Source organism: Saccharomonospora sp. (assembly GCF_027317685.1).
GTDB lineage: Bacteria > Actinomycetota > Actinomycetes > Mycobacteriales > Pseudonocardiaceae > Saccharomonospora.
This window is the reverse complement of record NZ_DAHVQP010000128.1, coordinates 1-24469: the sequence shown is the minus strand read 5'-3', so window position 1 is coordinate 24469 and position 24469 is coordinate 1. Positions and strand designations below refer to the sequence as shown.

The following is a 24469-nucleotide window of genomic DNA, read 5'->3' as shown; positions in this document are numbered from 1 at the left end:
CTGTCGCAGCCGGCCTCCTCCCGCGGTGTGTGGCGTAGCCGCTGTGCCTCGCCTACGTTGTTCTCGCCTCCGCCGCGAGGGCGGAGGCTTCCTTGGCGAGTGTCTCAATACGCGCGTAGTCGCGTGCGGCGAGTGCGTCCCGAGGGGTGAGCCAGGAACCTCCGACACAACCCACGTTCGGCAGTGCCAGATAGCGGGGGGCGTTGTCGGGCGTGATACCGCCGGTGGGGCAGAACCGTAGCTGCGGCAACGGCCCCGCGATGGCCGAGAGCGCGGCTGCTCCGCCGCTTGATTCGGCGGGGAAGAACTTCAGGGTGTCGAATCCGCGTTCGGCCAGACGCATGGCCTCGGAGACGGTCGACGCGCCCGGCAACAGTGGCAGCCGGGTGTCCAGTGCGGCGTCGAGCAGGGTGTCGGTGGCGCCGGGTGTCACGAGGAAGGTCGCGCCCGCGTCGGCGGCCTGCCTGGCCTGGTCGGGACTGATGACGGTGCCCGCTCCGACGACGACGTCGGGCACTTCGGAGGCGACTCGACGGATGGCTTCGAGTGCCGCGTCGGTGCGCAGCGTCAGTTCCATCACCCGCACGCCGCCGTCCCGCAGGGCGTGTGCCACGGGTACGGCCTGGTCGGCGTCGTGCAGCACCACCACCGGCAGCACCGGCGAGAGGGCGATCAGGTCCTTGGTGTTCATGCGAGTCCTTTCGCCTCGACGGGGGTGTTCGCGGACCCGGGCACGGTGGGACCGCCGAAGACGCTACCGCCGAGGTCGGCCGGACCCACGGTGCTGCGCAGGGCGGTGAAGAGCTCGCGGCCGTTGCCGAACCATTCGTCGGCGGAGATGTCGGCGGGTTCGCGGTCGGCGAGCGTGCCCGCGTCCACGAGCACGTCGAGCTGCCCGGTTTCGGCGTCGAGCCGAACGACGTCGCCGTCCTGCACTCGGGACAGCGGTCCGCCGACAGCGGCTTCGGGGGTGAGGTGGATGGCCGCCGGGACCTTGCCGGATGCTCCGGACATGCGGCCGTCCGTCACGAGGGCGACGCGGTGGCCGCGGTCCATGAGCACGCCGAGGGCGGGGATCAGCGCGTGTAGCTCGGGCATGCCCTTGGCGCGAGGCCCTTGATTGCGGATCACCACGACGACGTCGCGGTCGAGTTCGCCCGCCCGGAAGGCGTGGGTGAAGTCGGCCTGGGAGGAGAAGACGCGTGCGGGGGCTTGCACGACCCGGTTCTCCGGTGCGACAGCCGACACCTTGATGACGGCGCGTCCGAGGTTGCCTGACACCATGCGCAGTCCGCCTTCGGGAGCGAACGGGCGGTCGACGGTGCGCAGCACGGTTTCGTCGAGGGTCTTCGTGGGCACGTCGCGCCAGGTGAGTTCACCCTCGTCGAGTACGGCTTCCTGCCGGTAGCGGTGGAGGCCGAGGCCCGCCACGGTGTTGACGTCCGGGTGGAGCAGGCCCGCGTCGAGCAGGGTGCCGACGAGCACCTGCACGCCGCCGGCGGCGTGGAAGTGGTTGATGTCGGCGCTGCCGTTGGGGTAGACGTTCGCGAGTAGCGGCACGGCCGCGGACAGGTCGGCGAAGTCGTCCCAGGCCAGCTTGATGCCCGCGGCGGCGGCGACGGCGACGAGGTGGAGGGTGTGGTTGGGGGAACCACCCGTGGCCAGCAGCGCGACGAGACCGTTGACGACGGCGCGTTCGTCGATGACGTGCGCGAGCGGGGTGTACTGCTCCCCTTTCGAGATCTCGACGATGCGACGCGCGGCGTGTTCGGTGAGTGCGCGCCGCAGCGGGGTTCCGGGTTGGACGAAGGTAGCTCCGGGCAGGTGCAGGCCCATCACCTCGACCACGAGCTGGTTGGAGTTCGCGGTGCCGTAGAACGTGCAGGTGCCGGGGGAGTGGTAGGAGGCGGCTTCGGCGTCGAGGAGTTCCTCGCGGGTCGCTTTGCCTTCGGCGTAGAGCTGCCGGATGCGGGCCTTCTCCTTGTTCGGCAGTCCCGAGGGCATCGGCCCGGCGGGCACGAGGATGGCGGGTAGGTGTCCGAATGCGAGTGCGCCGATGAGGAGGCCTGGCACGATCTTGTCGCAGACGCCGAGCAGCAGGGTGCCGTCGAACATTTCGTGGGACAGCGCGATGCCGGTGGCCATCGCGATGACATCCCGGCTGAACAGGGAGAGCTCCATGCCGGAGCGGCCCTGGGTGATGCCATCGCACATGGCGGGAACGCCGCCCGCGAACTGTGCGACACCGCCCGCCTCCCTGGCCGCGTCCTTGATCCAGTCCGGGAAATCGGCGAGCGGCTGGTGGGCGGAGAGCAGGTCGTTGTAGGCGGAGACGATCGCGATACCGGGTTTGCGCGCTTCCCGGACGGCCAGCAGGTCTGGACCGGAGCAGGCGGCGAAGCCGTGGGCGAGGTTGCTGCACCCGAGTCCGGCCCGCACGGGGCCTTCATTGGCGGCATCGGCGACACGCGAGAGATAGGCCTGCCTGGTCTCCGCGCTGCGTTCGGCGATGCGATTGGTGACGTCGGTGATGGCGGGATGAAGGCTCAACAGCGTGTTCTCCGGTCGCTCGGCAGGAGGTACGTGCATCGAAAAAGCGATCACCGAGTGTGATCGCGTGGGGTGTGCGACGTCGGCGTCGGCGTCGTGGTCGATGTGATGGCTGAAACGATACAGCCTGAATATATCGTGACAAAATCGATTCAGGCTCCCCATTCGAGTGATCTCGATCACTAAAAGATGTCTGAGTGTGCTAGTTGTCGCATCCGGAGGTTGCCGGGTGAGGCCGGCCATGCCGGTGGTGGACGCGACAACGAATTCGGAAGGTGAGCATGTCCAGTGCCGAGATGACGGAGCTGCGCCGGGCCATCGGCCAGCTCAGACAATGTGTGGGCGCGCTGCGAACCCGGTACGGCGAGCCACCCGCCGTGCGCCGGATCATCAACGACGTGGACCGCCTCGACATCGACGTGGCGGAGCTGGCGCAGCTGTCACCGCTCTCCACGCGAGGCGACGGAAAGCCGGTTGATGTCGTCAAGATCTCCGACACCCCGTACGACCCGGCGCTGTGGAAGGGTGCCGATGACGAGGGCGTGGGTGGTTATCAACGTGACCAGCACTGATCACCCGGAGAGGGCCGCGGACCCGAAGGACGGAGTCGACGGGCAGCCCATGAGCGCGCGCGTGGCGTTGCCTCAACGCACTTTGCGTACCGACCGGTGGTGGATGCCTCCGTTGCTCACTGCGTTGGGGCTCGCCGCGTTCGTGGTGTACGCGACGATCCGTTCGTTCATGAGGGAGGGGTACTGGGATGCCGAGAACCACTACCTCACGCCGTTCTACTCGCCGTGCCTGAGCGATTCCTGCGTACCGGGGTCGAGTCATTTCGGCACACCGATCGGCGAGCTTCCCGTTTTTATCCCGTTGGCGTTCTTGTCGTTGCCGCTGCTGTTGGGTTTCCGTCTCACCTGTTACTACTACCGCAAGGCGTACTACCGCTCGGTGTGGTTCGCGCCTCCCGCGTGTGCGGTGACCGAACCGCACGCCCAGTACACCGGGGAGACGCGGTTGCCGCTCGTCGTGCAGAACGTGCATCGGTATTTCTTCTATGCCGCCCTGATCATCACGTTGATCAACACGTATGACGCGATCGTGGCGTTCGGCGGCGAGCGCGGGTTCGGTATCGGACTTGGCAACCTAATCCTGCTGGGCAACGTGTTCTTCCTCTGGTGCTACACCCTGTCCTGTCATTCGTGCCGACACGTCACCGGCGGCAGGCTCAAGCATTTCTCGAAAAACCCTGTCCGGTACTGGATCTGGACGCAGGTCAGCAAGCTCAACGTCCGACACATGCAGTTCGCGTGGATCACGTTGGGCACGCTCGTCCTCACCGACCTCTACGTGTGGCTGGTGTCCACTCAGACGATCCCCGACCTGCGCTTTGTCAACTGATTCAGGAAGAGCGGGCCCGACGCGCGAGGGCGTGGCCTGCGCGAACAATGAAGGTGGCCAATTTTTCATGACCGAGGTCGAGCGGCACAGCTACGACGTGGTGGTGATCGGTGCCGGCGGAGCGGGTCTGCGGGCCGCGATCGAGGCACGGCAGCGTGGATTCTCCGTCGCGGTGGTGTGCAAATCGCTGTTCGGCAAGGCGCACACCGTCATGGCCGAAGGCGGGTGCGCGGCGTCGATGGGCAACGTGAACCCGAACGACAGCTGGCAGGTGCACTTCCGGGACACCATGCGGGGCGGCAAGTTCCTCAACAACTGGCGTATGGCGGAACTCCACGCCAAGGAGGCGCCCGACCGGGTGTGGGAGTTGGAGACGTACGGCGCGTTGTTCGATCGCACGCCGGACGGGCGGATCAGCCAGCGGAACTTCGGCGGACACACGTATCCGCGGCTCGCGCACGTCGGTGACCGGACCGGGCTGGAACTGATCCGCACGATGCAGCAGAAGATCGTTTCGCTGCAGCAACAGGATTACGTCGACTACGGCGACTACGAAGCCAAACTCAAGGTGTTCGCCGAGTGCACGGTCACCGAGTTGTTGACCCAGGACGGTGCGATCGCAGGTGCGTTCGGTTACTGGCGGGAGTCCGGTCGGTTCGTGCTGTTCGAGACACCGGCCGCCGTTCTCGCCACCGGTGGCATCGGCAAGTCGTTCCAGGTGACGTCGAACTCGTGGGAGTACACAGGCGATGGTCACGCGCTCGCGCTGCGGGCCGGCGCCACATTGATCGGCATGGAGTTCGTGCAGTTCCATCCCACGGGGATGGTCTGGCCGCCGAGCGTGAAGGGCATCCTCGTCACGGAGGGGGTGCGTGGTGACGGTGGCGTGCTCCGTAACTCCGAGGGCGAGCGGTTCATGTTCCGCTACGTGCCGGACGTGTTCAAGGGGCAGTACGCGGAGACGGAGGAGGAGGCCGACCGCTGGTACGAGGACCCCGACAACAATCGCCGCACACCCGACCTGCTCCCGCGGGACGAGGTAGCACGGGCGATCAACACCGAGGTGAAGGAGGGTCGGGGTTCGCCGCGTGGTGGCGTGTTCCTCGACATCGCGAGCCGACTGCCCGCCGAGGAGATCAAACGGCGGCTGCCCTCGATGTACCACCAGTTCAAAGAACTGGCCGATGTGGACATCACCGCCGAGCCGATGGAGGTCGGCCCGACGTGTCACTACGTGATGGGCGGCATCGAGGTCGATCCGGACACGGGAGCGTCGATCGTGCCCGGCCTGTTCGCTGCGGGGGAGTGCGCGGGAGGTATGCACGGATCCAACCGGCTCGGCGGCAACTCGCTGTCGGACCTGCTGGTGTTCGGGCGTAGGGCGGGGCTCGGCGCCGCGGACTACGTCGACTCGCTCACCGACCGGCCCACCGTGTCCGCAGTGGACCTGGCGATGGCCGAGAGGACGGCTTTGGCGCCGTTCGACCCACCTCGGGACGGTCAGGAGGCCGAGAACCCCTACTCCCTCCAGATCGAATTGCAGCAGTGCATGAACGACCTCGTGGGCATCATCCGCACGGCCGAGGAGATCGAGACGGCCCTTGAGAGGCTCGACGGGATTCGGGGGCGTCTTCGGGCGGTCACGGTGGAAGGGCACCGGCAGTACAACCCCGGCTGGCACCTGGCGTTGGATCTGCACAACATGCTGTTGGTGAGCGAGTGCGTGGCGCGCTCGGCGTTGCGTCGCACCGAGAGCAGGGGCGGGCACACGCGCGACGACTACCCGCAGATGGACGTGCAGTGGCGCAACACGCTGTTGGTGTGTTCGGCCACCGACCGGGAAGCACCCATCCCGCGTATCGAGGTGACCACCAAGGAGCAGGAGCCGATGAGAGCCGACCTGCTCGCCCTGTTCGAGCTCTCCGAATTGGAGAAGTACTACACCGACGAGGAACTGGCCGACCATCCGGAAAGGACGGCCTGATATGGGCTACCAGGCGAAACTGCGAGTGTGGCGCGGCGACGACGGTGCCGGTGAGCTGCGTGACTACACCGTCGAGGCCAATGAGGGTGAGGTCGTGCTCGACCTGATCCATCGGTTGCAGGCCACGCAGACACCCGACCTGGCCGTGCGGTGGAACTGCAAGGCGGGAAAGTGCGGTTCCTGCTCGGCGGAGGTCAACGGCAGGCCACGTCTGTTGTGCATGACGAGACTGTCGGTCTTCGACGAGGACGAGACCATCACCGTGACCCCCATGCGCACGTTCCCGGTGGTACGTGACCTCGTCAACGACGTGTCCTACAACTACGTCAAGGCGCGGGAGGTTCCGGCGTTCACGCCTCCGCCCGAGCTGGAGCTCGGCGAGTACCGCATGCAGCAGGTCGATGTGCAGCGTTCGCAGGAGTTCCGCAAATGCATCGAGTGCTTCCTGTGTCAGAACGTCTGTCACGTGATCCGGGACCACGAGGAGAACAAGCCCGTCTTCTCGGGGCCGCGTTACCTCATGCGGATCGCGGAGCTGGAAATGCACCCGCTCGACGTGGCCGACCGTGTGGACCAGGTGCAGACCGAACACGGACTCGGCTACTGCAACATCACCAAGTGCTGCACGGAGGTGTGTCCCGAGAACATCCACATCACCGACAACGCGCTCATCCCGATGAAGGAGCGCGTCGCCGATCGTCGTTACGACCCGGTGGTGTGGCTGGGTAACAAGCTTTTCCGCCGAGGCGAACGGTGAGGACCGCCGAGCGCACCGACGCGAAGGTGGAGAAAGGGGCCGTCCGGAACACGGACGACGGCCCCTTTCTCTCGGCTCGGAGGGGCTTGTTCTACACCGGTTGGTTGTCGGGGGTGAGCACGCCTTCCTCGGTTTCGGCCTTACCGTCCGCTACGATCGCCTTCTCGCTGCGGCGGTTGCGCGATTCGAGCCACTTCGCCACACCGGTCAACGCCAGGCACATGATGATGTACATGGCGCCGACCACGATGGTGATCGGAATCAGCGGCCGGTCGAATTCGAGCATGCTGCCGAGGTAGCGGGCGTAGAGCAGCAGTTCCTCGTAGGTGATGAGGAAGCCCAGCGCGGTGTCCTTCAGCAACACCACGAGCTGACTGATGATCGCGGGCAGCATGGCACGCAGTGCCTGCGGCAGCAGCACCAGACGCATCACCTGCGTCTTACGCATGCCGATGGCGTAGGCCGCCTCGCTCTGGCCCTTCGGCAGCGACAGGATTCCGGCACGGAAGACCTCGGCCAGCACCGAACCGTTGTACAGGGTCAGGCCGAGTACGACGGAATAGAAGGGCGCACCCAGCGCGAGCCCGTAGTGGAAGAAGAAGATCATCACCACGAGCGGGACCGCCCGGAAGAACTCCACGACGAGCGTTGCGGGGACCCGGATGGCCGCGTGCTCGGACAGTCGGGCGATCGCGAAGATCGCACCGAAGGCGAGCGCCAACACCGTCGCCACGGCGAACGCCTTCAGCGTGTTGCCCAGCGCCGCGAGGACTTCCAGCTGGACCTGCTCGTAGAGGACCCATTCCCACATGCCGGCGTCGAACTGGCCGGCGTCGGCGAACTTGTAGATGACGTAGCCGATGACCGCCGCGATGGCGAGCACCCCCACCACCGCGTACAGGCGGTGGCGTACTCGCGACTTCGGCCCCGGGACGTCGAACAGGACGGCGCTCATCGGGCCACGCTCCAGCGCTTCTCGAGACTGCGTTGCAGCAGAGTCATGGGAGTGATCAGGATGACGAAGCCGAGTGCGACCCACAGCAACCCGATCAAGACGCTGTATCCGCGCTCGGACAGGTAGTTCTGGATCGCTCCCGCCTCGACGACCGAGAACCCGGCCGCGATCGTGGTGTTCTTCAGCAGCGCGATCATCGTGCTGACCATCGGCGGCACGACGGAGCGTGTCGCCTGCGGCAGCACGACGTGACTCAACGTCTGTCCGAACGTGAGCCCGATCGCCCGCGCGGCCTCGGCTTGGCCGACCGGCACCGTGTTGATGCCCGACCGCACGACCTCGCACACGAACGCGGCCGTGTACATGGTCAACGCCACGACGGCGGCCCAGAAGTATGACAGGTCGGCGACTTCCAGCAGCGGGAAGGCGAAGACGAAGAAGAAGAACAGCAGTGTCAGCGGCGTGTTACGGAACAACGTCACGTATGCCGCGCCCGCGGCGCGCAGGATCGGCACCGGGCTCACGCGCAGCATCGCCAGGATGGTGCCCAGCACCAACGAGCCGATCGCCGACAAGACGAACAGTTTGATGGTATTGAGAAAACCCGGCCCGTACAGGTCGAGGTTGTCCAGCAGTACGTCCATGTTTCCCTCGGTGGTGCGGGGACTGATGGGGCTGCCGACGTGTGTGGCCCTCGGCGGTTCCACCGATGAGGGGGTTGGTCACCACCGAGGGCCTTGCGTCGGCGTCAGTAGCGTTCGACTTCCGGCATGTCGGCCTGAGTGCCCGACTTGCCGAGCGTGGCATCGTAGATCTCCTGCCAGGTGCCGTCCTCCATGGCTTCCTCCAGGATGTCGTTCACCTTGTCCCGGAGGGCGTCGTCCTCCTTCGGCAGGCCGATGCCGTAGGGCTCCTCGGTGAAGGACTCGCCGACGACCTTCAGCTCGTCGGGCTGCTGGGCGGCGTAGCCGAGCAGGATGGCGTCGTCGGTGGTGACGACGTCGACCTGGCCGTTGAGCAGCTCGGACACGCACTGCGAGTAGGTCTGCAACTCGACGATGTTCTCGGGCTCGGTCAGGCCCTCGTCGCGGACGTTCTGGATCGGCGTGGACCCGCTCACCGAGCAGACCTTCTTGCCCTTGAGGTCGTCCTTGCCGTTGACGTCCTCGTTGTCCTTGGCGACTAGCAGGCCCTGTCCGGCGATGAAGTACGGGCCGGCGAAGCTGATCTGCTGCTTGCGCTTGTCGTTGATGGTGTACGTGCCGACGTAGTAGTGCACGTCACCGTTGATGATGGCCTGTTCCCGACCCGCGGACGGGACGGCCTTGTACTCGATCTTCTTCGGGTCGAATCCGAGCTTGGCGGAGATCAGCCGGGCGATCTCGACGTCGAAACCGCTGTACTCGCCGCTCGTCGGGTCCTTGTACCCGAGGTTCGGCTGGTCGTCCTTGACACCGACGACCACATGGCCGGTCTTCTTCATCTGGTCGAAGGTCGGGGAGCCTTCGACGGTGACGTCCTCGGCCACCTCGTAGCTCAAAGCAGCGGTGTCGCCGTTGCCGTTCCCACCGTCGCCGCCGTCGGACGGACCGCCCTCCTTACCGCACGCGGTGAGCGCGAGGCATGCCGCCAGCAGTCCCGCCGTCAGGGTGCGGATCTTCATATGTGCCTCTCCTGTTTCCGGTTGGGGCGGCGAACGCCGCCGTGACTGGCCATAACTGTCAGTGCGTCAGGATCTTGCCGAGGAAGTCCTTTGCCCGGTCCGACTTGGGAGCGGTGAAGAACTCGTCGGGGGTGGCGTCCTCGACGATCTCGCCGTCCGCCATGAACACCACCCGATGAGCGGCCCGCCGGGCGAAGCCCATCTCATGGGTGACGACGAGCATCGTCATGCCGTCGTCGGCGAGCTCGGTCATGGTGTCGAGTACTTCCTGGACCATCTCGGGGTCCAGGGCGGAGGTGGGCTCGTCGAACAACATCACCTTGGGACGCATCGCCAGCGCCCTCGCGATCGCGGCGCGTTGTTGCTGACCGCCGGACAGCTGCGCCGGGTATTTCTCGGCCTGATTGGCGATTCCGACCCGGTCGAGCAGCTCCATCGCTGTTTTGCGGGCCTCCTCGGCGCTGACCTTGCGCACTTTGATCGGCCCGAGCGTGACGTTGTCGAGAATCGTCTTGTGCGCGAACAGGTTGAACTGTTGGAAGACCATTCCGACGTCCGCACGCAGAGCGGCCAGCGCCCTGCCCTCGGCGGGAAGCGGCTTGCCGTCGATGCTGATCTCCCCTGAGTCGATCGGCTCGAGCCTGTTGAGCGCGCGACACAGGGTCGACTTGCCGGAACCGGACGGTCCGAGGACGACCACGACCTGGCCCCGCGGGACCTCGAGGTTGATGTCATGAGCACGTGCAGGTCGCCGAAATGTTTGTTCACCGCCACCGCCTGGATCATCGGCGGCGTGGGCGTCGCGGTGCTCATCTGACCTCCATCACACGGCAAGCCGCGGGTCGCGGGTTGTCACGGGCAATATTCGGATTTAACACCTTTGGGGCAATCCAGTGCGCTCTTTGAATCAAAAAGTAACCTTAGGTGTCGGCGGGTGCAGACGAGAGTGGCCCCTGTGGGGTGTTATCGAACTCTAACTTGTGAGGGACCCGGGCGCGACGAAGTGGCCGAACACCGTTGACCTACCCTGGCAGGCGTGACCCGCACCTACACGATCCGCACCTTCGGGTGCCAAATGAACGTGCACGATTCGGAGCGCCTCGCCGGGCAGCTTGAGGAAGCTGGGTACTCACTTGCCGCCGAGGGCGAGCAAGCCGACGTGGTCGTGTTGAACACCTGTGCGGTGCGTGAGAACGCCGACAACAAGCTCTACGGTCATCTCGGTCACCTGCGCGCCGCCAAGGCGGCCAATCCCGGGATGCAGATCGCCGTCGGCGGCTGTTTGGCGCAGAAGGACCGGGGAGAGATCGTGCGACGTGCGCCCTGGGTGGACGTCGTGTTCGGTACGCACAACCTGGGCTCGCTGCCCGTGCTGCTGGAACGGGCCCGGCACAACGCCGAGGCGCAGGTGGAGATCGTGGAGGCGCTGGAGACCTTCCCGTCCACGCTGCCCGCGCGACGCGAATCGGCCTATTCGGGCTGGGTCTCGATCTCAGTGGGCTGTAACAACACGTGCACCTTCTGTATCGTGCCGTCACTGCGCGGCAAGGAACGCGACCGTCGTCCCGGCGAGATCCTCGCCGAAGTGGAAGCGCTCGTCGCCGAGGGAGTGCTGGAAGTAACGCTGCTGGGACAGAACGTGAACTCCTACGGCGTCGAGTTCGGTGACCGGTACGCGTTCGGCAAACTGCTGCGGTCGTGCGGTTCCATCGACGGTCTGGAGCGCGTGCGGTTCACCTCGCCGCACCCGGCCGCGTTCACCGACGACGTGATCGACGCGATGGCGGAGACCCCCAACGTCTGCCATCAGCTGCACATGCCGCTGCAGTCGGGTTCCGACCGCGTGTTGAAGGCGATGCGTCGCTCCTACCGGTCGGCTCGATTCTTGTCCATCTTGGACAAGGTGAGGGCGGCCATGCCGGACGCGGCCATCACCACCGACATCATCGTGGGCTTCCCCGGCGAGACGGAGGAGGACTTCCAACAGACTCTCGAAGTGGTACGGCAGGCGCGGTTCTCCAGCGCCTTCACGTTCCAGTACTCGCCGCGTCCCGGTACCCCGGCCGCCGAGATGCCCGACCAGGTGCCGAAGGAAGTCGTGCAGGAGCGCTACGACCGGCTCGTCGAACTGCAGAACGACATCTCCTGGCAGGAGAACCGCAAGCTCGTCGGCACCACGGTGGAGCTGCTCGTCGCCACGGGGGAAGGTCGTAAGGACGCCGAGACCCACAGGATGAGTGGCCGTGCCCGTGACGGTAGGTTGGTTCACTTCACGCCGCGCGGTGACGCCATCGACCGGGAGATCCGTCCGGGCGACATCGTCGAGACCACGATCACCTATGCGGCGCCGCACCACCTCGTGGCCGACGGGGACGTGTTGTCGCATCGTCGCACCAAAGCGGGTGACAATGTGGAGGCCGGGCTGCGGCCTCGAACGAAAGGCGTCAGCCTCGGGCTGCCCTCGTTCGGCCCGAAGCCCACGGCCACCGTGAGCGCCGGTATGGAAGGGTGTTCGCTGTGAACGAGAAGTCCGATTCGGACGCGGCTGAGAACGACGCGGGACTCGAGCGGCTCGCCGCCGACGTCAACGAGACGCTCGGCAAGGCCGTCAAGACGGTCGAGCTCGGGCGTCGCGGCTTCACCATCGCGGTCGTCGTGTTCGCGTTGGTGGTGGGGCTCGTGCTGCCGTGGGCCGGTGGTCACGCGGGCTGGGAGGCGTTGCTCGGTGAGGCGGGCCCGATCCCGCAGCTGTTCGCCGCGACGTCCACCGGCTTCGGGGTGTTGGCCTCCGCGCTCGCGTTGGCGACCCGCAGGTGGTGGTTGACGTGGGTGTGCGCTGTCGGAGGATGGTTCGCCTTCGTCGACGGCATCCTCGCTGTGTGGTCGCAGCAGTCGTCCAGTCTCGGCGGGGCATCGGGAACAGGCCCCGGAATCGGTCTCGTCGTCGCGACCGTCGCGATGCTGGTGCTGGCCGTCCACTGGATGCAGGTCGCCTGGTCGCGTTCCTGAAGACCATCAACAGTAGAGCAACAGAAGCAGCAGAGCGGTAAAAAGCGGTGGGGAGTGGAATGCTCCCCACCGCTTTGCTTTTCCACTAGCGGTTGGCCACCGCTTCTTCGGCTGTGCGCAGCCATTCGCGCCACTGCGCCGCCTGTTCCTCGGCCTGTCTCGCGCGGCGCTCGTCGCCCGCGGCACGTGCCTTCGCAGCCTGGGCCTCGAACTGCTCGACTCGCTCGCGGAACTGGGCGACCCTCGCCTGCACCTCCGGGTCCGTCCTCCGCCAGCGAGCCTCCTCGGCCTGGCGGATCTTGTCCTGCACGGCCTTCAACCGACCGTCGAGTTCCCGGACACGGTCCCGAGGCACCTTGCCGATCCTGTCCCAGCTGTCCTGAATGCGACGGAACTGGGCCTTGGCGGCGTCCAAGTTGGCCGACGGGTCGATCTTCTCGGCCTCGACCAGCAGTTCCTCCTTGCGGGCCGCGTTCTCGGCGAACTCGGCGTCCCGTTCCGAGAACGCCGCGGCACGACGGGAGAAGAAGGCGTCCTGCGCCGCCCGGAACCGCTGCCACAGGGCTTCGTCCGCGTCCTTGGGGGCGCGGCCTGCGGCCTTCCATTCGGCCATGAGTTCCTTGTACCGGGCGGTGGTGGGGCCCCAGTCGGTGGAGTCGGACAGCGCCTCCGCCTCCGCGATCAACTCCTCCTTACGGCGTTTGGCCGCGGCCCGCTGCTTGTCCAGCTCGGCGAAGTGGGAACCCCTGCGACGGCTGAACGCCTCGCGGGCCTTGGAGAACCGCTTCCACAACTCGTCGTCGGTCTTGCGGTCGACCCCCCGGATGGTCTTCCACTCCTCCAGGATGGCCTTGAGTCGATCGCCTGCTGCCTTCCACTGGGTGGACGACGCGGCGATCTCCTCCGCCTCCTCCACGAGCGCCTGTTTACGGGCCACCGCCTCGGCCTTGGCCCGCTCGCGCTCCTGCCGCTGCCGCTGCACCTCCTGTTCGGCGCGTTCGACGATGTGGTCGAGCCGCGCACGCAGGGCGTCGAGGTCACCGACGACAGCGGCGTCGGTGAGGCGGTCGCGGAGATTCGTCGCGCTCGACAACGCCTGTTTCGGGTCGCCCGCGCCGGAGGTCAGCCTGGTCTCCAGCAGCTCGGCCTCGGTGCGGAGGTCGTCGAATTTGCGCGCGTAATGCCTCAGTCCCTCTTCGGCCGAGCCCGCCTGCCACACACCGACAGCACGCTCGCCGTCGGCGGTGCGCACGTACACAGTGCCGTCGTCGTCGACACGTCCCCACCGCGACGGCTGTGTTTCGGCGGCCGGCACAGCGGGTGCCTGTGTGCCACCGGGGGACTGGGTCACCTGGTGGGGCGTGGGAACGTCCGCGGAGGCGTCGTGGGCGTCACTGCCGCGGGGATTGTTCTGCTCGGCCATGGCCGGCTCCTTCTCGCTGTCCGGCCCGCGGATGCCGCGGGCGCCCCGCTATGGTGCGGGGCCGGGTCGTGCGTGTACGGGTCTGTAGGCCGCATTCAAACAGGTAACACCGGTTCTGGGTACTCCATACCTCGATAGGTACCTCCCGTGACTCTGCCGGTAACCTCGGAACGCGTGATCTCGTGTGCCGTCGTGGTGCCTCAGCCCCCGCTGCTCGTGCCTGCGCTCGTGCCGGGCGCGGTGGAGCGTACCGCCGCCGTGCGGGACGCGACGTTGGCGGCGGCGCGTGCGTTGGCCGAGGTCAGCAAGCAGTGGCTGGCGGTGGGCGTCGGCGCGCGACGCGCCACGATCGAGCCTGACACACAGGGCAGCTTCCGTGGTTTCGGTGTGGATGTCCCTGTCAGCCTAAGCAGTGCCCCCACCGCGGCTGCACCGAGGGAGCTCCCGCTGTCCGTCCTCGTGGCGGGGTGGTTGCGGGAACAGGTGGGAGCCGCTTCGGTGCGAGTGGAGCTCGTCGCCGAACACGCGGACGTCGCCGAGTGTGTGACGCTCGGCGAGCAGCTCGCAGCCGCGGAGGAGCGTGCGCTGTTGGTGCTGGGCGACGGTTCCACCCGGCATGAGACCGCGCCTTCAGGATGGCCCGACGCCAGGGCGGAGGACTTCGACGCCCGGGTGCGTACGGCGTTGGCGGAGGCGGACCACGAAGCCCTGTTGGCGGTGGACCCGGCTCTGGCGGCCGAGCTCCAGGCCCAAGGGCGGGCGGCGTGGCAGGTACTCGCGGGGCTGGCCCGAACGAGGACCGGATGGTGTGGAGAGGTGTTGTATTCGGACGCGCCGTTCGGGGTGGCTTATCACGTCGCGAGGTGGGTCGGCCGGTGATCGTTCCCGTCGCCGTCGTCGGCCCCACCGCTACCGGCAAGACAGCGCTCGGTGTCGAGATCGCGCTCGCGCTGGGCGGTGAGGTGATCAACGCCGACGCCATGCAGCTGTACCGCGGCATGGACATCGGTACGGCCAAGGCCACGCCCGAGGAACGGCGGGGCGTGCCACACCATCTGCTCGACGTGCTGGACGTCACCGAGACGGCTTCGGTGGCGGCTTACCAGGCGCAGGCTCGCGCGACGATCGAGTCGTTGTTGGAGCGTGGCACGGTGCCGGTGATCGTCGGTGGGTCCGGGCTGTACGTGCAGGCGATCGTGGATGATCTTCGCTTCCCGGGCACCGATCCCGCCGTGCGCAAGCAGTGGGAGGAGCGTGCTCGCGTCGAGGGCACGGCGGCACTGCATCGACGACTGTCGGAACTCGATCCGAAGGCCGCCGACACGATCCTGCCCACCGACACCCGCCGCATCGTGCGCGCGCTGGAGGTCATCACGTTGACCGGGGAGCCGTTCTCGGCCAATCTGCCCGAACCGGGGCCGCCGCGTTACGGCACGGTGCTGATCGGGGTGGATCGCGCTGTCGACGAACTCGACGAACGGGTCGAGCGCAGGGTCGAGCGGATGTTCGCCGCCGGACTCGTCGACGAGGTGCGGCGTTTGGAGAAACAGGGCCTACGGGAGGGCAAGACGGCGTCGCGGGCGCTCGGGTATCGGCAGGTACTCGACGCGTTGGCAGGTGACGGTGATCTCGCCGCGGCGGAGCGGGCCACCGTGGTGGCGACACGCCGGTTCGTGCGCAGACAGCGGTCGTGGTTCCGTCGGGACGACCGCATCCGGTGGTTCGACGGTGGCGCTCCCGATCTGGTCGACACCGTGCTCTCGCAGCTCGACCCGTAATCTTGTCGGCATGGCTGGCATCGAGTTCCTCAAGGGGCACGGCACGCAGAACGACTTCGTGCTACTTCCCGATCCCGACGCGTCGCTGGAACTGACCCCCCAACGGGTTGCGGCGCTGTGTGATCGGCGGCGGGGGCTCGGTGCCGACGGGGTGCTGCGAGTCGTGCGCTCGGCCGCGTTGGACGCCGGTCCGAGCGACTCGGAGGCCGAGTGGTTCATGGACTACCGCAACGCCGACGGCTCGATCGCGGAGATGTGCGGCAACGGTGTGCGAGTGTTCGCACGCTACCTCGTCGAAGCCGGTCTGGAGGCCGGCCCGGAGTTCCCGGTGGGGACGAGGGCGGGTGACCGTCACGTCCGCGTGCACGACGACCTCTCCGTGACCGTGCATATGGGGGCGGCCACGATCACCGGCACCTCCGTGGCGGTTGTGGGTGGGCGCGAACTGTCCGGTGTGGCCGTGGACGTCGGTAACCCGCATCTGGTGTCGGTGCTCGACGACGACGTCGACGAGCTCGACCTTCGGGACGCGCCGAGGTACGACACCGAGGTGTTCCCCGAAGGGGTCAACCTGGAGTTCGTCAACGTGCTCGGTTCCGAGGAGCTGCGTATGAGGGTCTACGAACGCGGTGTCGGCGAGACTCGGGCGTGCGGTACCGGCACGGTGGCGGCGGTGGCCGCGGCGTTGCACCTGCGCGGTGTCGACACCGGGGAGTCCACCGTCGACATTCCGGGGGGCCGGGTGTCGGTCACGGTGGGCAAGGGCGTTTCGACGTTGACCGGCCCGGCGGAGTTCGTCGCCAAGGGCGAACTCGACCGTGCGTGGTGGGAGGCCCTCGGCTGAGCGCAGCAGCGGTATCCGGGGCATCCGGGTCAGCTGGCCACCGGGCGGGTACTCGGTGGCACCAGGTCCGGGGTGCGGCGCAGCGGGGACAGCAACACCCACAACAGGGCCAGGACGTTGCCCGCCGAGCACAGCCACACGGTCGCCGATACGCCCAACCACTGTCCTGCCACACCACCGAGCAGGCTTCCGATCGGCAGCACTCCCCAGACGAGGAACCGCACGCTGGCGTTCATGCGGCCCAGCAGGTGGTCGGGGCAGAGGGTCTGGCGATAGCTGACCTGTGCGACGTTGTAGACGATGATCCCGTAGCTGACGATCACGAACGCCACCGCGGCGAGGGCGATGCGCCAGTCCGGTTCGGACAGTGGTACGAGCAGCTGGGCGGGCCAGGTCACCAGTGGTACCAGCCAGATGGCACGGACGAGACCGACGCGTTCCAGTAGTCGGCCCGCGGTGACCGCGCCGAGGACGCCACCGACTCCGTGGCAGGCGAGCAGCCAGCCGACACCGGCGGGGGACAGGTGCAGTTCGCGGGTCAAGAACAGTACCTCCACCGCGGTGAACATGCCGCCCGCGAAATTCGCCGAGGCGGTGCACAGCGTGATGGCCCGCAGTGAGGGAGTGGTGAACACGAACCGCAGCCCCTCGGCCACCTGCGCACGCAGACCCGGTTGACCGGCGTGCGGGGTCGGCGGGGGTTCTTCGGTCCGGATACGACGCAGGAACCATGCCGACGCCAGATAACTTCCACCGACGGTGGCCAATGCGTTGGCGGCACCGAGCAAGTGGGTGAGCGTACCGGCCAGCCCGGGGCCGCCGACATTGGCGACCGACTGGCTGACCTGGAGCTTCGCATTGCCGTCCACCAGCTTTCCCCGTCCCACCAGTGACGGCAGGTACGACTGGTACGCGATGTCGAAGAAGACCGTGCAGGCGCCCACCAGCGTGGCCACGGTGACCAGGTGAACCAGTGTCAACGCTCCGGCCCACCAGGCGAGTGGGATCGTCAGCAACAGCAGTCCTCGGATGAGGTCGGCACGCACCATGAGCGGTCTGCGGCGCATCCGATCCACCCACACCCCCGCGGGGAGGCCCAACAGGAGGAACGCGGCGTTCTCGGCGGCGGTCAGCAGTCCCATCTCCAGAGGTGTCGCGGCCAGGGTCGTGACCGCGAGGACGGGAAGCACGGTCACACCGACGAAGGTGCCGAACTGACTGGCCGTCTGACCCGCCCACAGCAGGCGGAAGTCGCGATGGCGCCACAGCGTGTCCCCAGGCATGGGGGGCAGTATGAACTGAGTGATTGGAAACTGTCAATCATTTATTCGACGACGTAGAGTGCCCCTGTGGTCACGAGGCGACGTAAAGCCACAGAGGTCGAAGCCAGCGCGCTCGCATCGGGAATACGGTTGCGGATCATCCGGTTGACCTATGCGGAAGCGCTGACGAACAAGGAATTGGCGCAGCGGCTGGGTAAGGACCCGGCCACCACGCTGCACCACGTCCGCAAACTCGTGGACGCAGGTTTTCTCACACCCGAGCCCGCTCGGCGCGGCGCCCGGGGCGCGAAGGAGATCCCGTACCGTTCCACGGGACTGTCGTGGCAGCTCGACATCGGCCAGGACCCCGCCGTCGGCAACGCCATCTTCGAGGCGTTCCTCGCCGAGGTGGCCGACGTGGGCCCGGAGAACATGGCCCAGTGGCGTTTGGTCGCGCAGGTCCCCCCCGAGCGGCTCGACGAGTTCAAACAGCGGATGCAGACCGTCCTCAACGAGTTCAGCACCGAGCCGGTCGACGAGGACGCGGAGCGCACCGCGGTGTACGTAGCCCTGTATCCGAGCAGATAAATGGGTCGTTCTTTCCCGCGAAGCGTGGGACGATAGAGGCACGATGACAGAACTGACGCAGAACTTCCTTCCCGAGGCCGACCTCGACGGCGTCGAGTTGTCCGACGGGGAGCTCGAACTCTCCGACCGCGCGTCACTGCGCAGGGTGGCGGGGCTGTCCACAGAACTGGCCGACGTCACCGAGGTCGAGTACCGACAGCTGCGGTTGGAACGGGTCGTCCTCGTCGGCGTGTGGACCGAAGGGACGGCGGAACAGGCCGAGGAGTCGCTGGCCGAACTGGCGCGCCTGGCCGAGACGGCGGGCTCCGAGGTGCTCGAAGGCCTGGTCCAGCGTCGTTCACGGCCGGACCCCGCCACCTACATCGGGTCGGGCAAGGTGAAGGCCCTGGCCGACATCGTGGCTTCCACCGGAGCGGACACGGTCATCTGTGACGGTGAGCTCTCACCCAGCCAGCTGCGACAGCTGGAGGAGAGGCTGCACGTGAAGGTCATCGACCGTACGGCGCTGATCCTCGACATCTTCGCCCAGCACGCGCGTTCCCGCGAGGGCAAGGCACAGGTCGAGCTCGCCCAGCTCGAGTACCTGCTTCCCCGCCTGCGTGGGTGGGGTCAGTCGCTGTCGCGACAGGCCGGTGGTCGCGCGGGCGGCGCGAACGGCGGTGTGGGTCTGCGTGGCCCCGGTGAGACCAAGTTGGAGACCGACCGCAGGCGTATCAACAAGCGCATCGCGAAGCTGCGCCGGGAGATCGCCGCGATGGACACCATCCGCGCCACCAAGCGGGGACGCAGGATGGCCAACGAAGTGCCGAGCGTCGCGCTCGTCGGATACACCAATGCGGGCAAGTCCAGCATCCTCAACGCGGTGACCGGGGCCGGGGTGTTGGTGGAGGACGCCCTGTTCGCCACCCTCGATCCCACCACCCGGCGGACGGAGACGCCGGACGGCAGGGTGTACACGCTGACCGACACCGTCGGGTTCGTGCGGCACCTGCCTCACCAGTTGGTCGACGCGTTCCGCTCGACACTCGACGAGGCCGCCGACGCCGACCTGTTGCTGCACGTCGTCGACGGCGCGGCCGCCGCGCCCGAGGACCAGGTGGTCGCCGTGCGCGAGGTCCTCGCCGAAATCGCCGAGAAGCGGGCCGAACCGCTACCGCCTGAGCTGGTGGTCATCAACAAGGCCGACATCGCCGACGAGATGACCCTGGCGCGGCTGCGTAATCTGCTGCCCGATGCGGTCGTCGTCTCCGCGCACAGCGGGCAGGGCATCGACACCCTCCTGTCCGAGATCGCTGCTCGGCTGCCCAAGCCGGAGACCGTCGTGGACGTCGTGGTGCCCTACACCCGAGGGGAACTCGTCGCGAAGGCGTACGCCGAGGGCGAGGTGCTCGCAGAGGAGCACCGCCCCGAGGGCACGCACCTGCGGGCCAGGGTGCATCCCGAGCTCGCGGCGGCTCTTGCGGATTACGCCACGAATGGTTCCGGAGCGTGAGGCTACCGTAGCGGTGTGAGAACGTTCGGCCTCGGAATCGGCATCGTCACCTTCATGTTGACGCTGTTGTTCGGGACCGCCTCGGCCGCGTACGCCGAGCAAGACGGTGCCGTGCCCGAACCCGAGGTCCGATGTGTCATCGACGACCCGCGACTGGAGGAGCTGTCCGGTCTCGCCGCCGACTCGACGCACCTCTACGCGGTCAACGACGGGGGCACGCGACTGGAGGTGGCGGTCCTCGGCGACGACTGCCGGGTACGTGACCTCATCACGGCCCCCACGGACCCGTACGACGTCGAGGACCTCGCGCTCGGACCCGACGGCACTTTCTGGCTCGGCGATACGGGGGACAACAGAGGTCAACGTGAGACGGTCGCATTGCACGCGCTGTCGCGGGACGGCACGTCGGTGCTGTATCGGCTCACCTACCCGGACGGACCTCGAGACGCCGAGGCGCTCGTCGTGGACCGTGAGGGCACGCCGTACATCATCACGAAGGACGTCCTCGGTTCCAGCCGGGTCTATCGGCCCGCGCAGCCGCTGACCAGTCCTGGGCCCACCCCGTTGGAGAAGGTGGCCACGATCTCACTGTTGCCGACCCGGACACCGGGTGGGCCGGTCGGCATGGCGGGCAGCGTGTTGATCACGGGTGCGGCGTTGTCCAGTGACGGGAGTGTGGTGGCGGTACGGACCTACACCGACGCCTATCTGTACCCGGTGACCGAGGGCGACATCGTTGCGGCTTTCTCGCGGGAACCGGTGCGGGTTCCGCTTCCTCATGAGCGGCAGGGGGAGGCCATCGCCTTCACCCCCGACGGGACGTTGTTGTCGGCCAGTGAGGGGCGCGGTGAGCCGTTGCGGGCCGTTCCGGACGCCGTGGGTCTCGTCGGCGACGCATCCGCCGGAGTCGAGGAACGAGGAACGGGCACGACACCGGAAACCGCCGAGGACGGGCCCACCGAGTCGACCGAACACGGTTCCGGTCTCGGAGTGGTGCCGAGTTTCCTCATCGCCATCGCGCTCGCCGCCGTGTTGCTGGCCGGATTCGGCCGGCGCCGCCGTTGACCACTCCGGTGAGGTCGCGGAAAAGACGCGGTTACGCGGTCCGATGCGGAAACACCGGTGGTGACGATCGGGAATGGGCTTTGAATGGCCTTTGAGGTGTTCCGAGCACGTATCCGCCGCGGTTCACAACCGTCGGAGAACCGCGACCACTTTTCCGAGGATCGTGGCGTCGTCCCCCGGAATCGGTTCGTACGCCTCGTTCTGCGGGACCAGCCAGATATGGCCGTCCTTGCGCTTGAACGTTTTCACCGTGGCCTCACCGTCGATCATCGCTGCCACGATGTCGCCGTTTTCAGCGGTGGGTTGTTGCCGGACCACCACCCAGTCGCCGTCGGTGATAGCGGCATCGATCATCGAATCGCCCGTGACGCTGAGGAGGAATACATCGCCTTCACCGACGATGTCCTTGGGCAGCGGATAGACGTCTTCGATCGATTCCTCTGCCAATACGGGTTTACCTGCGGCGATACGGCCGACCAGGGGTACGAACGCGGGTTGGGGCATGGAGCGTTCCGCGGTGGCCGAGGTGGTCGGGGGGATGGGGTGCTCCGAATCCAACGCGAGTACGCCCACGGCCCGGGGGCGATTGGCGTCGCGCCTCAGATATCCCTTGCGCTGCAACGCCTTCAATTGATGGGAAACCGACGAGGTGGAGGTGAGCCCAACCGCTTCACCGATTTCCCGGACGCTGGGCGGGTACCCGTACTTGTCCACCCACGTCCTGATCACCTCGAGCACTTTCTGTTGCCGCGGCGTGAGGTTTGTGTCCGGGGCCTCGACCGCCTGCGGAAGGTCGGAAACCTTACCGCTGTCGGTTGTCTTGCGTGCCACCGCGTTACGCCTCCCAATCGCCGGCCGACCCGAGGTCGGGCTCTGTCGAACTCCGCTCACGACGCTAACCCGCCTCGGCGGGGATCTCAAACGTTTGTTCGACCTGCGCGTCGATGTCGCCCAATTTTCGCACGCGGGAGTGTCGGTATTCGCACGGGTGTTCGACGGTGGGTATGTTCGGGGATCGCCACGGTGGTCGCGAACGGGACGCGATGGCGTGTGGTGGTCGAACAGGGCCGCTGTGTCGGGTCGGGGTCGGCGGCGTCGAGCGTGGGGTGGTTGACGGCGGCATTCCGGGAACCCCCGGGGTGCGTGCAGTCGGAGGGTCCGCCGGGCTTTCGGGGTGTGGGAGCCGTCCTCCGGTAGCCCCCGTGTCACCGGTTCGCCCCACGCGTAGGCTGTCCGGGGTTTGTGCCCGTGCTCGAAGGGGTCATGGGGCCGAAGGGGGAGCATCCTATGTCGGTTCTCACCCCGTCGGGGGGCGGGGGTGCGGTTGCGCGCACCCTCGCGGCCTTCTATGGTCAACCACCACATCTAGTAGTTACATCGCTGTAATTGGTCTATAAGTTGGGTTACGATCGCGGTTGTCGTTCATCGTTGGGGTACTCGAAAAGGTGCCGTAAGCGATCGCGGACAGCTGTGATCAACGGTGGTCACGGATCACGTGTGGTGTGGCCGCGGCGCGACGAACACAGGACAGGGACACGGTGTTCCTGCTCTGCGGGTGAGAACAGGGAGGTGCTCGACCGATGCGGTGTCCGTTCTGCCGGCACGCGGACTCTCGTGTCGTCGATTCCCGCGAGGTGGACGAAGGCCAGGCGATTCGACGCCGTCGGTCGTGTTCAGCCTGCGGACGCCGGTTCACTACGTCCGAAACGATGGTCCTCGCCGTCGTCAAGCGGTCGGGGGTTACCGAGCAGTTCAGCCGCGACAAGGTGGTCCGGGGAGTGCGGCGCGCCTGTCAAGGCCGTCCGGTCGACGACGACGCCCTGCAAAAACTCGCTCAACAGGTCGAGGAGTCGATCCGGGCGACCGGGGTCGCGGAGATACCGAGCCACGAGGTCGGGCTGGCGATACTCGGTCCCCTCAGGGAACTCGACGCCGTGGCTTACCTGAGGTTCGCGAGTGTGTACCGGTCCTTCTCGTCCATCGAGGACTTCGAGGCCGAGATCAAGAACCTGCGTGAGGCGATCGCCGAGTCGGAGTCATCGGCCCAGCAGGACCACAGCGACTGAGGACGCGGACGACGCGTGGCGTCGCCGCCAGTTTCGAACGCGGGAGTGGGAGTCATGACAGAAACCGTGGGGGTCGGCGCGGAATCCTCGCCGAAACCGAGCAAGAAGCGGGGTAGCTCGGGCGCGCGTAAGGGCCTGCGCATCCAGCGCGTCTTCACGACCGAGGGCGTGCACCCCTACGACGAGGTGCGATGGGAGAAGCGCGATGTCGTCATGACCAACTGGCGTGACGGCACGGTGAACTTCGAGCAACGTGGTGTGGAGTTCCCCGACTTCTGGTCGCTCAACGCGACGAACATCGTCACCAGCAAGTACTTCCGTGGGGCGGTTGGCAGTCCCGAACGGGAAAGCAGCCTGAAGCAGCTCATCGACCGCGTCGTCAAGACTTACGTCAAGGCGGGGCTCGAACACGGTTACTTCGCCGGTGCCGCCGACGCCGAGATCTTCGAGCACGAGCTGACATGGATGCTGCTGCACCAGGTGTTCAGCTTCAACTCGCCGGTGTGGTTCAACGTCGGTACCAGTTCGAAGCAGCAGGTCAGCGCCTGCTTCATCCTGTCGGTCGACGACACCATGGAATCGATCCTCAACTGGTACAAGGAAGAGGGTCTGATCTTCAAAGGCGGTTCGGGCGCGGGCCTGAACCTGTCGCGCATCCGTTCGTCGCGGGAACTGTTGTCCTCCGGCGGGACGGCTTCGGGACCGGTGTCGTTCATGCGGGGCGCCGACGCGTCCGCGGGCACCATCAAGTCGGGTGGGGCCACGCGTCGTGCGGCGAAGATGGTGGTTCTCGACGTCGACCACCCCGACGTCGAGGAATTCATCGAGACCAAGGCGCGGGAGGAGCACAAGATCCGGGCGCTCCGGGACGCCGGTTTCGACATGGACCTCGGCGGCGCCGACATCTCGTCGGTGCAGTACCAGAACGCCAACAACTCCGTGCGTGTCTCCGACGAGTTCATGCAGGCCGTCGAGACCGGAGGTGACTTCGGGCTGCGCGCCAGGACGACCGGGGAGATCATCGAGCGGGTCGACGCGAGGTCGCTGTTCCGCAAGATGGCCCAGGCCGCGTGGGAATGCGCCGATCCCGGCATCCAGTACGACGACACGATCAACGATTGGCACACCTGCCCGGAGTCGGGGCGTATCACCGCCTCGAACCCGTGCTCGGAGTACATGCACCTGGACAACTCCAGCTGTAACCTCGCCTCGCTGAACCTGCTGAAGTTCCTGCGTGACGACGGCACGTTCGACGCGGAACTGTTCGTCAAGGCGGTCGAGCTCGTCATCACGGCGATGGACATCTCGATCTGCTTCGCCGACTTCCCGACCGAGGCCATCGCGGAGACCACGCGGAAGTTCCGCCAGCTGGGGATCGGCTACGCCAACCTCGGTGCGCTGCTGATGGCCACGGGACACGCGTACGACTCCGAGGGTGGGCGTGCGCTGGCCGCGGCGATCACCTCGCTGATGACGGCCGTGTCCTACCGACGGTCGGCGGAGTTGGCCGGGATCGTGGGCCCCTACGAGGGGTACGCCCGGAACGCCGAGGCGCACCAGCGCGTGATGCGCAAGCACGCGGCGGCCAACGAACTCGTCCGCACCTACCACGTCAACGACGCCGCGATCAGG

At 66.8% G+C, this 24469-nt stretch carries 22 protein-coding genes and 1 pseudogene; 14 read left to right on the top strand and 9 right to left on the bottom strand.

Annotated elements, in window-relative coordinates; translation table 11 throughout:
• Window positions 1-52 precede the first annotated feature (52 nt).
• A complete protein-coding gene (locus tag M7H19_RS15165; RefSeq protein ID WP_298181906.1) occupies window positions 53-691 on the bottom strand; it encodes a bifunctional 4-hydroxy-2-oxoglutarate aldolase/2-dehydro-3-deoxy-phosphogluconate aldolase in 639 nt (212 codons plus the stop codon).
• Window positions 688-2589, bottom strand: coding sequence for a phosphogluconate dehydratase (gene edd / locus M7H19_RS15160; RefSeq protein ID WP_298181904.1), 1902 nt, complete (start codon window positions 2587-2589; stop codon window positions 688-690). The genes M7H19_RS15165 and edd overlap by 4 nt, the downstream gene beginning before the upstream one ends.
• A gap of 242 nt (window positions 2590-2831) precedes the next feature.
• Here edd and M7H19_RS15155 point away from each other — a divergent pair, with 242 nt between their 5' ends.
• The 4 genes from M7H19_RS15155 to M7H19_RS15140 all read left to right on the top strand — a co-directional run bounded on the left by M7H19_RS15155 (window position 2832) and on the right by M7H19_RS15140 (window position 6692).
• Window positions 2832-3122, top strand: a complete 291-nt coding sequence (locus tag M7H19_RS15155; RefSeq protein WP_298181902.1) for a hypothetical protein — start codon at window positions 2832-2834, stop codon at window positions 3120-3122.
• On the top strand, window positions 3109-3951 hold the full coding sequence (locus M7H19_RS15150) for a hypothetical protein (protein ID WP_298181900.1): 843 nt from the start codon (window positions 3109-3111) through the stop codon (window positions 3949-3951). The genes M7H19_RS15155 and M7H19_RS15150 overlap by 14 nt, the downstream gene beginning before the upstream one ends.
• Before the next feature lie 67 nt (window positions 3952-4018).
• Window positions 4019-5935 (top strand): fumarate reductase/succinate dehydrogenase flavoprotein subunit, encoded by a 1917-nt coding sequence (locus M7H19_RS15145; protein ID WP_298181898.1) that lies wholly within the window; start codon window positions 4019-4021, stop codon window positions 5933-5935.
• 1 nt (window position 5936) lies between these two features.
• Window positions 5937-6692, top strand: a complete 756-nt coding sequence (locus tag M7H19_RS15140) for a succinate dehydrogenase/fumarate reductase iron-sulfur subunit (RefSeq protein ID WP_298181896.1) — start codon at window positions 5937-5939, stop codon at window positions 6690-6692.
• Between the two features lie 91 nt (window positions 6693-6783).
• Here M7H19_RS15140 and M7H19_RS15135 read toward each other — a convergent pair whose 3' ends face one another.
• The 4 genes and pseudogenes from M7H19_RS15135 to M7H19_RS15120 form a co-directional block, all read right to left on the bottom strand.
• Window positions 6784-7647: an amino acid ABC transporter permease gene (locus M7H19_RS15135; RefSeq protein ID WP_298181894.1), complete on the bottom strand. Its 864-nt coding sequence runs from the start codon at window positions 7645-7647 to the stop codon at window positions 6784-6786.
• Entirely contained in the window at window positions 7644-8291 is a 648-nt protein-coding gene (locus tag M7H19_RS15130) for an amino acid ABC transporter permease (RefSeq protein ID WP_298181892.1), read from the bottom strand. The genes M7H19_RS15135 and M7H19_RS15130 overlap by 4 nt, the downstream gene beginning before the upstream one ends.
• A gap of 104 nt (window positions 8292-8395) precedes the next feature.
• Entirely contained in the window at window positions 8396-9310 is a 915-nt protein-coding gene (locus M7H19_RS15125; RefSeq protein ID WP_298181890.1) for a glutamate ABC transporter substrate-binding protein, read from the bottom strand.
• 58 nt (window positions 9311-9368) lie between these two features.
• Window positions 9369-10096: pseudogene (locus M7H19_RS15120) on the bottom strand (amino acid ABC transporter ATP-binding protein).
• 250 nt (window positions 10097-10346) lie between these two features.
• Here M7H19_RS15120 and miaB point away from each other — a divergent pair.
• Both miaB and M7H19_RS15110 read left to right on the top strand, forming a co-directional pair.
• Window positions 10347-11831: a tRNA (N6-isopentenyl adenosine(37)-C2)-methylthiotransferase MiaB gene (gene miaB / locus M7H19_RS15115; RefSeq protein ID WP_037307350.1), complete on the top strand. Its 1485-nt coding sequence runs from the start codon at window positions 10347-10349 to the stop codon at window positions 11829-11831.
• Window positions 11828-12319: a hypothetical protein gene (locus tag M7H19_RS15110; protein WP_015787061.1), complete on the top strand. Its 492-nt coding sequence runs from the start codon at window positions 11828-11830 to the stop codon at window positions 12317-12319. The genes miaB and M7H19_RS15110 overlap by 4 nt, the downstream gene beginning before the upstream one ends.
• 85 nt (window positions 12320-12404) lie before the next feature.
• On the opposite strand, the gene M7H19_RS15105 is transcribed toward M7H19_RS15110, so the two are convergent.
• The gene (locus M7H19_RS15105; protein ID WP_037307335.1) at window positions 12405-13742 is read right to left on the bottom strand and encodes a DUF349 domain-containing protein; all 1338 of its coding nucleotides are present in this window, start codon (window positions 13740-13742) and stop codon (window positions 12405-12407) included.
• Window positions 13743-13916: 174 nt separating this feature from the next.
• Here M7H19_RS15105 and M7H19_RS15100 point away from each other — a divergent pair, with 174 nt between their 5' ends.
• Genes M7H19_RS15100 through dapF form a run of 3 tightly spaced genes read left to right on the top strand, consistent with a single transcriptional unit; the run spans window position 13917 to window position 16364 of the window.
• Window positions 13917-14621, top strand: a complete 705-nt coding sequence (locus M7H19_RS15100; protein ID WP_282770819.1) for a hypothetical protein — start codon at window positions 13917-13919, stop codon at window positions 14619-14621.
• Window positions 14618-15520 carry a tRNA (adenosine(37)-N6)-dimethylallyltransferase MiaA gene (gene miaA, locus M7H19_RS15095; protein ID WP_197054578.1) on the top strand — a complete coding sequence of 301 codons (903 nt, stop codon included), beginning with the start codon at window positions 14618-14620 and terminating at the stop codon, window positions 15518-15520. Before M7H19_RS15100 ends, miaA begins: the two co-directional genes overlap by 4 nt.
• A gap of 10 nt (window positions 15521-15530) precedes the next feature.
• Window positions 15531-16364: a diaminopimelate epimerase gene (gene dapF / locus M7H19_RS15090; RefSeq protein ID WP_015787057.1), complete on the top strand. Its 834-nt coding sequence runs from the start codon at window positions 15531-15533 to the stop codon at window positions 16362-16364.
• Window positions 16365-16393: 29 nt separating this feature from the next.
• On the opposite strand, the gene M7H19_RS15085 is transcribed toward dapF, so the two are convergent.
• A complete protein-coding gene (locus M7H19_RS15085) occupies window positions 16394-17647 on the bottom strand; it encodes an MFS transporter (protein ID WP_298181882.1) in 1254 nt (417 codons plus the stop codon).
• A 66-nt stretch (window positions 17648-17713) separates the two neighbouring features.
• Here M7H19_RS15085 and M7H19_RS15080 point away from each other — a divergent pair, with 66 nt between their 5' ends.
• The 3 genes from M7H19_RS15080 to M7H19_RS15070 are packed head-to-tail and all read left to right on the top strand — an operon-like array spanning window position 17714 to window position 20771.
• Window positions 17714-18214, top strand: coding sequence for a winged helix-turn-helix domain-containing protein (locus M7H19_RS15080; protein ID WP_015787055.1), 501 nt, complete (start codon window positions 17714-17716; stop codon window positions 18212-18214).
• Between the two features lie 43 nt (window positions 18215-18257).
• A complete protein-coding gene (hflX, locus tag M7H19_RS15075; protein ID WP_015787054.1) occupies window positions 18258-19706 on the top strand; it encodes a GTPase HflX in 1449 nt (482 codons plus the stop codon).
• Window positions 19707-19760: 54 nt separating this feature from the next.
• Window positions 19761-20771, top strand: coding sequence for a hypothetical protein (locus M7H19_RS15070; protein WP_049824599.1), 1011 nt, complete (start codon window positions 19761-19763; stop codon window positions 20769-20771).
• 123 nt (window positions 20772-20894) lie between these two features.
• On the opposite strand, the gene lexA is transcribed toward M7H19_RS15070, so the two are convergent.
• Entirely contained in the window at window positions 20895-21602 is a 708-nt protein-coding gene (lexA, locus tag M7H19_RS15065) for a transcriptional repressor LexA (RefSeq protein WP_015787052.1), read from the bottom strand.
• 749 nt (window positions 21603-22351) lie between these two features.
• On the opposite strand from lexA, the gene nrdR reads away from it, so the two are divergent.
• Complete coding sequence (gene nrdR / locus M7H19_RS15060) at window positions 22352-22837, top strand: transcriptional regulator NrdR (protein ID WP_015787051.1); 486 nt, start codon at window positions 22352-22354, stop codon at window positions 22835-22837.
• Between the two features lie 54 nt (window positions 22838-22891).
• Window positions 22892-24469: vitamin B12-dependent ribonucleotide reductase (locus tag M7H19_RS15055; protein ID WP_298181877.1), on the top strand; the 1578-nt coding region annotated here is incomplete at its 3' end.

Coding starts and splice junctions, on each gene's coding strand:
- M7H19_RS15165 (WP_298181906.1), bottom strand. CDS start 691: ATGAACACCAAGGACCTGATCGCCCTCTCGCCGGTGCTGCCGGTGGTG.
- edd (WP_298181904.1), bottom strand. CDS start 2,589: ATGCACGTACCTCCTGCCGAGCGACCGGAGAACACGCTGTTGAGCCTT.
- M7H19_RS15155 (WP_298181902.1), top strand. CDS start 2,832: ATGTCCAGTGCCGAGATGACGGAGCTGCGCCGGGCCATCGGCCAGCTC.
- M7H19_RS15145 (WP_298181898.1), top strand. CDS start 4,019: ATGACCGAGGTCGAGCGGCACAGCTACGACGTGGTGGTGATCGGTGCC.
- M7H19_RS15140 (WP_298181896.1), top strand. CDS start 5,937: ATGGGCTACCAGGCGAAACTGCGAGTGTGGCGCGGCGACGACGGTGCC.
- M7H19_RS15135 (WP_298181894.1), bottom strand. CDS start 7,647: ATGAGCGCCGTCCTGTTCGACGTCCCGGGGCCGAAGTCGCGAGTACGC.
- M7H19_RS15130 (WP_298181892.1), bottom strand. CDS start 8,291: ATGGACGTACTGCTGGACAACCTCGACCTGTACGGGCCGGGTTTTCTC.
- M7H19_RS15125 (WP_298181890.1), bottom strand. CDS start 9,310: ATGAAGATCCGCACCCTGACGGCGGGACTGCTGGCGGCATGCCTCGCG.
- M7H19_RS15105 (WP_037307335.1), bottom strand. CDS start 13,742: ATGGCCGAGCAGAACAATCCCCGCGGCAGTGACGCCCACGACGCCTCC.
- dapF (WP_015787057.1), top strand. CDS start 15,531: ATGGCTGGCATCGAGTTCCTCAAGGGGCACGGCACGCAGAACGACTTC.
- M7H19_RS15085 (WP_298181882.1), bottom strand. CDS start 17,647: ATGCCTGGGGACACGCTGTGGCGCCATCGCGACTTCCGCCTGCTGTGG.
- hflX (WP_015787054.1), top strand. CDS start 18,258: ATGACAGAACTGACGCAGAACTTCCTTCCCGAGGCCGACCTCGACGGC.
- M7H19_RS15070 (WP_049824599.1), top strand. CDS start 19,761: ATGTTGACGCTGTTGTTCGGGACCGCCTCGGCCGCGTACGCCGAGCAA.
- nrdR (WP_015787051.1), top strand. CDS start 22,352: ATGCGGTGTCCGTTCTGCCGGCACGCGGACTCTCGTGTCGTCGATTCC.